Origin of the sequence: Streptomyces sp. NBC_01320, assembly GCF_035974375.1 — a bacterium.
Taxonomy (GTDB): domain Bacteria; phylum Actinomycetota; class Actinomycetes; order Streptomycetales; family Streptomycetaceae; genus Streptomyces; species Streptomyces yanii.
The window spans coordinates 8,802,880-8,816,146 of record NZ_CP108390.1; the positions used below are offsets into that span (position 1 = coordinate 8,802,880).

General features: G+C 68.7%; 9 protein-coding genes. 3 read left to right on the forward strand and 6 right to left on the reverse strand.

The features are described from left to right. Positions 1-110: 110 nt before the first annotated feature. The 4 genes from OG395_RS39995 to OG395_RS40010 all read right to left on the reverse strand — a co-directional run bounded on the left by OG395_RS39995 (position 111) and on the right by OG395_RS40010 (position 5,105). Entirely contained in the window at positions 111-1,721 is a 1,611-nt protein-coding gene (locus OG395_RS39995; RefSeq protein ID WP_327247289.1) for a glycerol-3-phosphate dehydrogenase/oxidase, read from the reverse strand. Between the two features lie 5 nt (positions 1,722-1,726). Beyond that, positions 1,727-3,262, reverse strand: a complete 1,536-nt coding sequence (gene glpK, locus OG395_RS40000; protein ID WP_327247290.1) for a glycerol kinase GlpK — start codon at positions 3,260-3,262, stop codon at positions 1,727-1,729. Between the two features lie 55 nt (positions 3,263-3,317). Further along, a complete protein-coding gene (locus OG395_RS40005; protein ID WP_327247291.1) occupies positions 3,318-4,109 on the reverse strand; it encodes an MIP/aquaporin family protein in 792 nt (263 codons plus the stop codon). A 231-nt stretch (positions 4,110-4,340) separates the two neighbouring features. Then, entirely contained in the window at positions 4,341-5,105 is a 765-nt protein-coding gene (locus OG395_RS40010) for an IclR family transcriptional regulator (RefSeq protein WP_327247292.1), read from the reverse strand. A gap of 238 nt (positions 5,106-5,343) precedes the next feature. On the opposite strand from OG395_RS40010, the gene metH reads away from it, so the two are divergent. The 3 genes from metH (at position 5,344) to OG395_RS40025 (ending at position 11,641) form a co-directional block, all read left to right on the forward strand. Further along, complete coding sequence (metH, locus tag OG395_RS40015) at positions 5,344-8,856, forward strand: methionine synthase (RefSeq protein WP_327247293.1); 3,513 nt, start codon at positions 5,344-5,346, stop codon at positions 8,854-8,856. Between the two features lie 119 nt (positions 8,857-8,975). After that, entirely contained in the window at positions 8,976-9,677 is a 702-nt protein-coding gene (locus OG395_RS40020; protein ID WP_327247294.1) for an HAD family hydrolase, read from the forward strand. A gap of 362 nt (positions 9,678-10,039) precedes the next feature. After that, positions 10,040-11,641: an ABC transporter substrate-binding protein gene (locus OG395_RS40025; RefSeq protein WP_327247295.1), complete on the forward strand. Its 1,602-nt coding sequence runs from the start codon at positions 10,040-10,042 to the stop codon at positions 11,639-11,641. A gap of 45 nt (positions 11,642-11,686) precedes the next feature. On the opposite strand, the gene OG395_RS40030 is transcribed toward OG395_RS40025, so the two are convergent. Continuing rightward, the gene (locus OG395_RS40030) at positions 11,687-12,358 is read right to left on the reverse strand and encodes a response regulator (protein WP_266987616.1); all 672 of its coding nucleotides are present in this window, start codon (positions 12,356-12,358) and stop codon (positions 11,687-11,689) included. A gap of 9 nt (positions 12,359-12,367) precedes the next feature. After that, on the reverse strand, positions 12,368-13,213 hold the full coding sequence (locus OG395_RS40035; RefSeq protein ID WP_327249608.1) for a RecB family exonuclease: 846 nt from the start codon (positions 13,211-13,213) through the stop codon (positions 12,368-12,370). Positions 13,214-13,267: the final 54 nt, after the last annotated feature.

Genomic DNA, 13,267 nt, shown 5'->3' on the forward strand with positions numbered 1-13,267 from the left:
GCCGTATGGCACGTCCACCGGCCGCCCCAGGTCACAGCGGGTACGCGGGCGGGGGCGGCTCCCCCCGTGGAAACCGCCCCCGCCCGTGCACCAGCCGTTGCCGGTACCGGTCAGCCCTTGTCGGCCAGCATTCCCTCGACCCTGGTCCGGATCTCGTCCGTGGCCAGGCCCCGGATGGTCAGCGTCGTGCGGCGGCGCAGCACGTCGTCGGCCGTCTCCGCCCACTCGTGGTCACGCGCGTAGGCGACCTGTGCCCAGATCTCCGGCGCGTCCGGGTGGATGCGCTCGGCCAGCGCCGGGTTCTCGTTCGCCAGCCGCGCGATGTCGAAGGAGAGCGAGCCGTAGTGCGTGGCGAGGTGCCGGGCGGTGTCGGCGGACATCCGCGGTCCGGGCGTTCCACCGTCGATCAGCAGCCGGTGCGCGACCGCGTTCGGGTTGGCGATACCGGGCAGCGGGAGCTTCTTCGGCAGATGCGCCATGGGCTCCATGTCCTCGGCCAGCGGATGCCCGGGGAGCGCGGCCAGCTTGTTCATCACCGTGCGGCCGATGTGGCGGAAGGTCGTCCACTTGCCGCCCGCGACCGAGAGCATCCCGCCGCGGCCCTCCGTCACGACCGTCTCGCGCTTGGCCTTGGAGGTGTCGCCGGGACCGCCCGGCAGCACCCGCAGACCCGCGAAGGAGTACGTGATCAGATCGCGGGACAGCTGCTGGTCCTTGATCGAGAACGCCGCCTCGTCCAGGATCTGCGCGGTGTCCTTTTCGTTGACCGCGACGTCCGCCGGATCGCCCTCGTACTCCTCGTCCGTCGTGCCGAGCAGCAGCATGTCCTCCCACGGCAGGGCGAACGTGATGCGGTACTTGTCGATCGGGGTGGCGAGCGCGGCCTTCCAGGGGCGGGTGCGCTTCAGGACGAGGTGCGCGCCCTTGGACAGGCGTATCGAAGGCGCCGCGTTCGGGTCCTCCATCTTCCGCAGATGGTCGACCCACGGGCCGGTGGCGTTCAGCACCAGCCGGGCGGTGACGCCGAACTCCGTGCCGTCCGTACGGTCCTCCAGGTCGGCGCCCGTCACCCGGCCCTTGGTGAACCGCAGCCCGGTGACCGCGGCATGGTTGAGGACGACCGCACCGGCGTCGACGGCCGCGCGGACCGTCATCAGCGCCATCCGCGCGTCGTTCATCTGGTCGTCGCCGTAGACCGCGACCGCCTTCAGATTGTCCGTGCGCAGCTCCGGCACATCGCGCTGCGCCTTCGCCGGGCTGATCACATGGCCGACGCCGTCACCGAACGCGGACAGCGCCGAGTACGCGAACACACCAGCGCCGAGCTTGGCCGCACCGTGCGGGCCGCCCTTGTAGACCGGCAGATAGAAGGTGAGCGGATTGGCCAGGTGCGGAGCCACTTGGCGGGACACCGCACGGCGCTCGAAGTGGTTCTCCGCGACCAGCTTCACCGCACCGGTCTGCAGGTAGCGCAGACCGCCGTGGAGCAGCTTGGAGGAGGCGGAGGAGGTGGCGCCGGCGAAGTCGCCGGCGTCCACCAGGGCCACCCGCAGCCCGGACTGCGCGGCGTGCCAGGCGGTGGAGATGCCCAGGATTCCGCCACCGATCACCAGGAGGTCGTACGTCGCCTTGGAGAGCTGCTCCCGAGTCTCGGCGCGGCTCGGAAGGGAGCCGGAGGCCGGGTGCGTCCCGAGTGCCGGGACGCTCTGCAGGGTGGTCATGTCGATTACTCCTCGGCGGTGTTGTCGTCGAGCCAGCCCATGGAACGTTCCACGGCCTTGAGCCAGCTCTTGTACTCGCGTTCGCGGGTGTCCGCGTCCATGCGGGGGGTCCACTCGGCGGCCCGGCGCCAGTTGGCGCGCAGCGCGTCGGTGTCCGGCCAGAAGCCGACGGCGAGACCGGCGGCGTAGGCGGCGCCGAGGCAGGTCGTCTCGGCGACCATGGGCCGCACCACGGGCGCGTCCAGGAAGTCGGCGAGCGTCTGCATCAGCAAGTTGTTGGAGGTCATACCGCCGTCGACCTTGAGGGCGGCCAGCTCGACCCCGGAGTCCTTGGTCATGGCGTCGGTGATCTCGCGGGTCTGCCAGGCGGTGGCCTCGAGGACGGCACGGGCGATGTGCGCCTTGGTGACGTACCTGGTGAGTCCGGCGATGACACCGCGGGCGTCGGAGCGCCAGTACGGGGCGAAGAGACCCGAGAAGGCGGGCACGAAGTACGCGCCGCCGTTGTCCTCGACCGACGAGGCCAGCGTCTCGATCTCGGCGGCGGACTTGATCAGACCCATCTGGTCGCGCATCCACTGCACGAGCGAACCGGTGACGGCGATGGAGCCTTCCAGGGCGTAGACCGGCTTCTGGTCGCCGATCCGGTAGCCGACGGTCGTCAGCAGTCCGTTGTAGGAGTTGACGGGCGTCTCGCCGGTGTTCATCAGCATGAAGGTGCCCGTGCCGTACGTGGACTTGGCCTCGCCCTCGGAGAAACAGGTCTGGCCGAAGAGGGCCGCCTGCTGGTCGCCGAGCGCGGACGCGACCGGGACGCCGGCCAGGACGCCGTCCTTGGCGAGGCCGTACACCTCGGCGGAGGACCGGATCTCCGGCAGCACGGCGGCGGGGATCTCCATCGACTGGAGGATCCGCTGGTCCCACGTCATCTCGTGCAGGTTCATCAGGAGGGTGCGCGAGGCGTTGGTGACGTCGGTGACGTGCACGCCGCCGTCGGCGCCGCCGGTCAGGTTCCAGATGACCCAGGAGTCCATGGTGCCGAAGAGGATGTCGCCGCGCTCGGCGCGCTCGCGCAGTCCCTCGACGTTGTCGAGCAGCCAGCGGACCTTGGGACCGGAGAAGTACGAGGCGAGCGGCAGCCCGGTCTCGCGGCGGAACCGGTCCTGGCCGACATTGCGGCCGAGTTCCTTGCAGAGCGCGTCGGTGCGGGTGTCCTGCCAGACGATCGCGTTGTGGACGGGCTCACCGGTGTTCTTGTCCCAGAGCAGCGTGGTCTCGCGCTGGTTGGTGATGCCGATCGCCTTGACGTCGGCGGCCGTGATGCCCGCCTTGACGATGGCGCCGGCGACGACCTCCTGGACGTTCTCCCAGATCTCGGTCGCGTTGTGCTCGACCCAGCCGGGCTTCGGGAAGATCTGCTCGTGCTCCTTCTGGTCGACGGAGACGATCCGGCCGTCCTTGTCGAAGACGATGCATCGGCTGGAGGTGGTGCCCTGGTCGATGGCCGCGATGAATGGGCCGGTGGTGTGTGCGTCGGTCACGGTGTGCTCCTGGAGGTCTGTGAGATCTGAGGGTTACGGCTCCGAGCTCTACGGCTCACGCGAAGGCGACGTTGTAGAGCCCGCCCGCGATCGCACCGCCGATGAGGGGGCCGACGACCGGGATCCAGGCGTAGCCCCAGTCGGAACCGCCCTTGTTCGGCAGCGGCAGCAGCGCGTGCACGATACGCGGCCCGAGGTCGCGAACCGGGTTGATTGCGTAACCGGTCGGGCCGCCGAGCGAGAGACCGATGGCGACGACGACCAGGGCGGTGATCAGCGCGCCGAGCGTCCCGAGGCCGTCACCGTTGTTGTTCAGACCCTGCGTGAGGATCGCCAGGACCAGCACGACGGTGGCGATGACTTCGGTGATCACGTTCTGGACGGCGTTCCGGATCTCCGGGCCCGTCGAGAAGATGCCCAGCACCGGGCCGGCCTTCGGGGCGGCGGCCTGGTCGACCATGCCCTCTTCACTCGGCTGGCTGTACAGCGTCTCCGGGTCGGTCAGATGGGCCCGGAACTGCCCGTAGTACGTCAGCCAGACCAGCACCGCGCCGATCATCGCGCCGAGCAGCTGGGAGCCGAGGTACAGCGGTACGTCGCTCCACGGGGTGGCGCCCTTGATCGCAAGGCCGATGGTGACCGCGGGGTTGAGGTGTGCCCCCGACACCCCACCGGCCAGATACGCGGCGGTCAGCACCGCGAAGCCCCATCCGAAGGTGATGGCGAGCCAGCCGGCGTTCTGTGCCTTGGAGTGCTTGAGAGTGACGGCGGCACAGACACCGCCGCCGAGGAGGATGAGTACGGCGGTACCGATGGTCTCGCCGATGAAGATGTCGGAGCTGGACACCCGCGACTCCTTTGTCCTTCGTCCAGGGAAGCCGAACCCCGGGTCCCTCCGGTGGTTCGTGCCCTCAGGTGAGGGCTTGACCGGCCCTTGGCACTGTCACACCCTAGCGCGTATTGCCGTTAGGCGTTCGACAATGTCGACCGATGGACGGCAGTGTTTCCCCCTGGTGAATGAAGCGTCAAGAGTTCCTGGGCCTTTGACCCGATCGTTACCGATGATCCGCCAGTGCGGTCAGAAGCGCCCGGCGCCGAGATCCCGGGAAACCGCCCGGGCGCAGTCCCGTACTGCCGCGACCAGCTCCGGACGGAGCTCGCCCCCGGAGCAGATGCGCTCCACCGCTCCGGTCACGGCAACCGCGCCGACCGGCATCCGGCGCCGGTCGTGGATCGGTGCGGCCACCGCGGCCACCCCCTCCCACGTCTCCTCCACGTCGTCCGCCCAGCCGCGCGCCCGGGTCAGCGAGAGCACCGACTCGAACTCCTCCAGGTCGGTGACGGTGCGCGCGGTGAAAGGCTTCCGCTCGGCCTCGATGGCCTCGGTGTGCGCCACCGGGTCGTACGCCGCGAGCACCTTGCCCAGCGCGGTGGAGTGCAGCGGCTGCATGGCCCCGACCTCCAGGACCTGCCTGCTGTCGTCGGGGCGGAAGACGTGGTGCACGATCAGGACGCCCTGCTGGTGCAGGACCCCCAGGTGGGCGCTCTCGCCGCTGGAGCGGGCCAGGTCGTCCGTCCAGACCAGGGCGCGCGCCCGCAGCTCGTGGACGTCCAGATAGCTGTTGCCCAGGCGCAGCAGCTCGGCACCCAGTTGGTAGCGCCCCGAGGCCCCGTCCTGCTCCACGAAGCCCTCGTGCTGGAGCGTGCGCAGAATGCCGTGCGCGGTGCCCTTGGCCAGGCCCAGGGAGGAGGCGATGTCGGACAGCCCCAGCCGCCGTTCGCCGCCTGCCAGCAGACGCAGCATCGCCGCCGCCCGTTCGAGCGACTGGATGTTCTTGGCCATGGCGCCGTACTCCTCCACTATGGTTCGACAATGCTGAACACTATCGGTCGATGCCGACCGATGCTCGATCCTGCGGCGAGCCTGCTGCGCCGCACCCCCCGGACATTCCCCCGCACAGCATGCCGTCCGTTCCGTGGGACACAGTGACGGTCGAAGGCGGCACCCGGCTACCCTGACGAGGTGCGGCCTCCACCGAAGCCGCAAAGCCGACAGCCGTCGCATCCCTGGGAGTACATCCATGGCCCCGTCGCCGACCCCTTCCGCCGACAGCCGGAACCGAGCCGAAGCCCTCCGCGAGGCACTCGCCACCCGCGTGGTGGTGGCCGACGGTGCCATGGGCACCATGCTCCAGGCGCAGGACCCCACCCTTGAGGACTTCCAGAACCTCGAAGGCTGCAACGAGATCCTCAACGTCACCCGCCCGGACATCGTGCGCTCGGTGCACGAGGAGTACTTCGCGGTCGGGGTGGACTGCGTCGAGACGAACACCTTCGGTGCCAACGCCTCCGCCCTGGGCGAGTACGACATTCCCGAGCGCATCCATGAACTGTCCGAGTCCGGCGCGCGCATCGCCCGCGAGGTGGCCGACGAGTTCACTGCCTCCACCGGGCAGCAGCGCTGGGTGCTCGGCTCCATCGGCCCCGGCACCAAGCTGCCGACGCTGGGCCACGCGCCGTACACCGTGCTCCGCGACGGTTTCCAGCAGAACGCCGAAGGACTGATCGCGGGCGGCGCGGACGCGCTCATCATCGAGACGACGCAGGACCTCCTCCAGACCAAGGCCGCGGTACTGGGTGCGCGGCGGGCGCTGGAGGCGATGGGCAGCGACCTCCCGCTGCTGTGCTCGCTGGCGTTCGAGACGACCGGCACCATGCTGCTCGGCTCGGAGATCGGCGCCGCGCTGACCGCGCTCGAACCGCTCGGCGTCGACATGATCGGTCTGAACTGCTCGACCGGCCCGGCGGAGATGAGCGAGCACCTGCGCTACCTCACGCGCCACTCCCGCATCCCGTTGCTCTGCATGCCCAACGCCGGACTGCCGGTGCTCACCAAGGACGGCGCGCACTTCCCGCTCGGTCCCGAAGGGCTGGCCGACGCGCAGGAGACGTTCGTCCAGGAGTACGGCCTCTCGCTGGTCGGCGGCTGCTGCGGTACGACTCCGGAGCACCTGCGCCAGGTCGTCGAACGCGTCCGCGGCGCCGCCCTCACCCCCCGTGACCCTCGCCCCGAGCCTGGCGCCGCCTCGCTGTACCAGACGGTCCCGTTCCGCCAGGACACCTCGTACCTCGCCATCGGCGAGCGTACGAACGCCAACGGATCCAAGAAGTTCCGCGAGGCCATGCTGGAGGCCCGCTGGGACGACTGCGTGGAGATGGCGCGCGACCAGATCCGCGAGGGCGCGCACATGCTCGACCTCTGCGTCGACTACGTCGGCCGGGACGGTGTCGCGGACATGGACGAGCTGGCCGGCCGCTTCGCCACCGCCTCCACGCTCCCGATCGTGCTCGACTCCACCGAGCTGCCGGTCCTGCGGGCAGGCCTGGAGAAGCTCGGCGGCCGGGCGGTCCTCAACTCCGTCAACTACGAGGACGGCGACGGACCTGAGTCGCGCTTCGCCAAGGTCACGCAACTGGCCGCCGAGCACGGCGCCGCGCTGATCGCTCTCACGATCGACGAGGAGGGCCAGGCCCGCACCGTCGAGCACAAGGTCGCCGTCGCCGAGCGGCTGATCGAGGATCTGACCGGGAACTGGGGCATCCATGAGTCGGACATCCTCATCGACACGCTGACCTTCACCATCTGCACCGGGCAGGAGGAGTCACGCAAGGACGGCGTCGCCACCATCGGCGCCATCCGCGAACTGAAGCGGCGCCATCCCGACGTCCAGACCACGCTCGGCCTGTCGAACATCTCCTTCGGTCTCAACCCGGCCGCCCGGGTCGTCCTGAACTCCGTCTTCCTCGACGAGTGCGTCAAGGCCGGTCTCGACTCCGCCATCGTGCACGCCTCGAAGATCCTGCCGATCGCGCGCCTGGAGGAGGAGCAGGTCAAGGTCGCACTCGACCTCATCTACGACCGCCGCGCCGAAGGCTACGACCCGCTGCAGCGGCTCATGGAGCTGTTCGAGGGCGTCAACATGAAGTCGATGAAGGCCGGCAAGGCCGAGGAGCTCCTCGCGCTGCCGCTCGACGAGCGCCTCCAGCGCCGCATCATCGACGGTGAGAAGAACGGCCTGGAGACCGACCTCGACGAGGCACTGCGGACCCGTCCGGCTCTCGACATCGTCAACGACACGCTGCTCGAGGGCATGAAGGTCGTCGGCGAGCTGTTCGGCTCCGGTCAGATGCAGCTGCCGTTCGTGCTCCAGTCCGCCGAGGTCATGAAGTCCGCCGTGGCCTACCTGGAACCGCACATGGAGAAGTCCGACGCGGAGGGCAAGGGCACGATCGTTCTGGCCACCGTCCGCGGCGACGTCCACGACATCGGCAAGAACCTCGTCGACATCATCCTGTCCAACAACGGCTTCAACGTCGTCAACATCGGCATCAAGCAGCCGGTCTCCGCGATCCTGGAAGCCGCGCAGGAGCACCGCGCCGATGTCATCGGCATGTCCGGTCTCCTGGTGAAGTCCACCGTGATCATGAAGGAGAACCTGGAGGAGCTGAACCAGCGCAAGCTGGCCGCCGAATATCCGGTGATCCTCGGCGGCGCGGCTCTCACCAGGGCCTATGTCGAGCAGGACCTCCACGAGATCTACGAGGGCGAGGTCCGCTACGCCCGCGACGCGTTCGAGGGCCTGCGCCTCATGGACGCCCTGATCGCGGTCAAGCGCGGCGTTCCCGGCGCCGCCCTTCCCGAGCTGAAGCAGCGCCGCGTCCCCAGGCGGGAGACCGCCGTACTGGAGGTCGAGGAGCCCGAGGACGGCGTACGGTCCGATGTCGCCACCGACAACCCGGTCCCCGAACCGCCGTTCTGGGGCACCCGTGTCGTCAAGGGCATCCAGCTCAAGGAGTACGCCTCCTGGCTCGACGAGGGTGCGCTCTTCAAGGGCCAGTGGGGCCTCAAGCAGGCCCGCGCCGGTGACGGACCGACGTACGAGGAGCTCGTGGAGACCGAGGGCCGCCCGCACCTGCGCGGCTGGCTCGACAAGCTGCACACGGAGAACCTGCTGGAAGCCGCCGTGGTCTACGGCTACTTCCCGTGCGTCTCCAAGGGCGACGACCTGATCCTGCTGCACGAGGACGGTTCCGAGCGCACCCGCTTCACCTTCCCGCGCCAGCGCCGCGGCCGCCGCCTCTGCCTCGCGGACTTCTTCCGCCCGGAGGAGTCCGGTGAGACGGACGTGATCGGTCTCCAGGTCGTCACCGTCGGTTCGAAGATCGGCGGCGAGACCGCAAAGCTCTTCGAGGCCAATTCCTACCGCGACTACCTGGAGCTGCACGGCCTCTCCGTCCAGCTCGCCGAGGCCCTCGCCGAGTACTGGCACGCCCGGGTCCGTTCCGAGTTCGGCTTCGGCGGCGAGGACCCGGCCGCGGTCGAGGACATGTTCGCGCTGAAGTACCGCGGCGCACGCTTCTCCCTCGGCTACGGGGCCTGCCCCGACCTGGAGGACCGGGCGAAGATCGCCGACCTGTTGCAGCCCGAGCGGATCGGTGTCCACCTGTCCGAGGAGTTCCAGCTCCACCCGGAGCAGTCCACGGACGCGATCGTCATCCACCACCCGGAGGCGAAGTACTTCAACGCGCGGTAAGGAAATGTCCGACGCGCCGTAGCGGGACAAGTCGTACACTGGTCGGTCCAGTGCAGGCCGGCCGCCCTTTTGCTGGAAAAGGCGGCCGGCCTTCTCGTCCCTCATGGAAGGTGTGCCGCATGACCAGTACGGTCCCCGCGTCCTTGATCCGTACGGCTGAAGGCGCCGCCCTGCAGGCCGTCTTCCTCGACATGGACGGCACCCTGGTCGATACCGAGGGTTTCTGGTGGGAGGCCGAGGTGGCGGTCTTCGCCGACCTCGGGTACCGGCTGGACGAGGCGTGGAAGGAGGTGGTCGTCGGCGGGCCGATGACCCGCAGCGCCGGGTATCTCATCGATGTCACCGGTGCGGACATCACCCTCCCGGAGCTCACCGTGCTGCTCAACGACCGCTTCGAGGAGCGCATCGACCGCGGTGTGCCGCTGATGCCGGGTGCCGCACGGCTGCTCGCCGAACTGGTGGCGCACGAGGTCCCGACCGCCCTGGTCTCCGCCTCGCACCGGCGCATCATCGACCGGGTGCTGGACTCGGTCGGCCACCACCACTTCTCGCTCACCGTCGCAGGTGACGAGGTCTCCCGGACGAAGCCGCACCCGGAGCCCTACCTCACCGCCGCCTCCGGCTTCGGGGCGGCCCCCGGGCGCTGTGCGGTCATCGAGGACACCGCAACCGGTGTCGCCGCGGCAGAGGCCGCCGGCTGCTGGGTCGTCGCCGTACCGTCCGTCGCACCGATCGCGCCCGCATCGGGCCGGGTCGTGGTGGGCTCGCTCGAAGAAGTCGATCTCGCATTTCTCCGCGGCCTGGTCACGGGAATGCATTGATCCCCGTACCGAGAGTATTTCTGTGAATGAATAGAAAAGCTCTCGGCGTGGCCGTGTGCGCATTTCGTCACGCATACGTAGGGAAAAGTCGAGAGCACGCCAAGGCGGGGATTGGCTCGGGGGTGAGCTTGGTCACCTCGAAGGCTCGCGGCCTCCCTCCAGATCGCCCGAAATGCCTGTTTTGATCCGCCCAATTGTCTCGATTCGTGGAGTCCTGCACGAAACCTTCCCTGCCCGGGAAATCGGCGCGGCGACAATTCCCTTCACCATTTGATTACGCATGGAACGCCACCGGTCAGGGATTACCGGCGGCTCCCACTAATGTCGTTTTCTCAATGGCCGGATGAGGGAGAACGTCCAAGATGAACCGCAAGACTCTGGTGCTGCCGGCCGTCGTCGGCCTGCTCGCCCCCGTACTCGCCGCCTGCGGCGCGACGGACGGTGGGAGCGATGGCAACGCCGCCATCGTTGTCGGCACCACGGACCAGTTCGTCGCCACCGAGGACAACCCCGCGCCGCTCGACCCCGCCATCGGCTACGAAGCAGGCGTCTGGAACATCCTGCGGCAGACCGTCCAGACGCTGACCCACATCCCGCGCGGCGGCGGCGAACCCGTCCCCGAGGCCGCCGAGAGCTGTACGTTCACCGACCGGCAGAACGAGAGCTACCGCTGCAGGCTGCGCAGCGGTCTCACCTTCGCGAGCGGCAAGCCCGTCACCGCCGAGGACGTCAAGTACTCCATCAACCGGGTCATCGGCATCGACTCCGACAACGGACCCGTCGGCCTGCTCGCCAACATCGACACGATCGAGACCCGCGACGACAACGAAGTCGTCTTCCACCTGAAGACGCCGGACGCGACCTTCCCCTACAAGCTCGCCACCCCGGCCGCCGGCATCGTGCCGAAGAGCAAGTACCCGGCGAAGTCCCCGCGCGAAGGCTTCCAGGTCGACGGCTCCGGCCCCTACACGATGAAGCCGGAAGTCAGGAACAACCAGGTCGACAAGGTCGTCTTCACCAGGAATCCGAAGTACAAGGGCGATCTGAAGGTCCTCAACGAAAAGGTCGAACTCGACCTCTTCCCCGACGCCGCGGCGATGGGCAAGGCACTCGACGACAAGAAGATCGACATGATGACCCGCACCATGTCGCCCGGTCAGGCGAAGCTGATGCTGCAGAAGCCGAAGGACGGCATCAAGCTCACCGAGATGCCCGGCCTCGCCATCAGCTACCTGGGCTTCGACACCACCGACCCCGCGGTGAAGAACAAGGCCGTCCGCCAGGCCATCGCCCAGGTCATCGACCGCGGCCAGATCGCCGGCCAGGTCTACGGCGCCACCGCCGAGCCGCTCTACTCGCTGATCCCGTCCAGCATCACCGGGCACACCAACTCGTTCTACAACAAGTACGGCGAGCCCAGCACCGGCAAGGCCGCCGCCCTGCTGCAGGCCGTCGGCATCGAGACCCCGGTGAAGTTCACCCTGCACTACACGACCGACTACTACGGTCCGGCCACCGCCGACGAGTTCAAGACGCTGAAGAAGCAACTGAACGCCACCGGCTTGTTCGACGTCACCATCCAGGGCACCCCCTGGGCGAAGTACCGGGCGGCACAGAAGCGCGGCGACTACGCCGTCTACGGCCTGGGCTGGTTCCCGGACTTCCCGGACCCGGACAACTACATGGCGCCATTCCTCGACAAGAACAACTTCCTCAACTCGCCCTACAAGTCCACGCTGGCCCAGAACACGCTGATCCCGCAGTCCCGCCGCGCCGCCGACCGCACCGCCGCCTCTCCGACCTTCCAGAAGCTCCAGGACCTCGTCGCCACCGACGTTCCTGTGCTCCCGATCTGGCAGGGGAAGCAGTACATTGCCTCCCGCGAAGGCCTCACCGGCGTCGAGTGGTCGGTCAACGCCTCCGCCGACCTCCAGTTCTGGGAGCTCGGCCGCAGCGCCGCCTGAACCCCGGCGCCGCCCCGGCGCCCGGTCCCGGTCGCACCGGCCGGATCACTGGGCGCCGGGGCGCACCAGTCCGCTCTCGTACGCGTAGACCGCGGCCTGGACCCGGTCGCGCAGCCCCAGCTTCGTCAGCACATGGCCCACATGCGTCTTGACCGTCGTCTCGCTGACGAACAGATCGGCGGCGATCTCCGCATTCGACAGACCGCGCGCGACCAGCTTCAGCACCTCCACCTCACGCTCCGTCAGCGTGTGGAGGGTGTCCGGCACGGGATCCTCGCCCGACGGCAGATGATCCGCGTACTTGTCCAGCAGTCTGCGCGTGATGCTCGGGGCCAGCATCGCCTCGCCTGCCGCGACCACCCGGATCGCCTGCACCAGCTCATTGGCCGGAGCGTCCTTCAGCAGGAAGCCGCTGGCACCGGCGCGCAACGCCTCCACCACGTACTCGTCGAGATCGAACGTGGTCAGCACCAGCACCTTCGCCGGGCCGTCCCGGCCCGGCCCCGTGATCTGACGCGTCGCCTCGACCCCGTCCATCCGCGGCATACGGATGTCCATCAGCACCACATCGGGCTGCAGCGCCCGCACCTGATCGAGAGCCTGGAGACCGTCACCGGCCTCGCCCACCACCGCCAGATCACCCTCCGCCTCAAGAATCATCCGGAAGCCGGTGCGCAGCAGCGGCTGGTCGTCGACCAGTAGGACGCGGATTGCCACCAGATCTCCTCAAGCTCCTTCAGCGGCCGCCGGCCGGATGGCCTCGGCCTGGACCGGGTCCATTCTGCCCTGCACACCCTGCCCCGGAACGGCCGGGCGGACGGACAACGGATAGACCGGGGGAGTCCCGCCGAATTCCGGACAGACTGCCTGGTGGTCGCACCAGCCGCACAGCTTCGTCGGCCGCGGCCGCCACTCGCCCGTCTCCGTGGCCAGCCGGATCGCGTCCCACAACGCCAGCAGCTTCCGCTCCACCCGCTCCAGATCCGCCACGACCGGGTCGTACGTCATGACGTCGCCGCTGCCCAGATAGACCAGCTGCAGCCGGCGCGGCACCACACCCTTCAGCCGCCAGATCACCAGGGCGTAGAACTTCATCTGGAACAACGCGCCCTCCGCATACTCCGGCCGCGGCGCCTTCCCCGTCTTGTAGTCGACGATCCGGACCTCGCCCGTCGGCGCCACATCGATCCGGTCGATCACCCCGCGCAGTCGCAGCCCCGACTCCAGCTCCGTCTCGACGAACATCTCCCGCTCGGCCGGCTCCAGGCGCGTCGGATCCTCGAGCGAGAACCACCGCTCCACCAGGCTCTCCGCCTCCGACAGCCAGCGCGCCAGCCGCTCGCCCTCCGCATCCTCCGCGAACAGCTCCGACAGCTCCGGCTTCGACTCCAGCAGCCGGTCCCACTGGCCGGGAACCATCGCCGTCGCCCGGCCCGCCGTACGCTCCGCCGCCGGTGCGTCGAAGAGCCGCTCCAGCACCGCATGCACCAGCGTGCCCCGGGTAGCCGCCTCACTGGGCTTCTCCGGCAGCCTGTCGATCACCCGGAACCGGTACAGCAGAGGACACTGCATGAAGTCGCTCGCCCGCGACGGCGACAGGGACGAAGGTGGCTGCGGCGGCCGGGA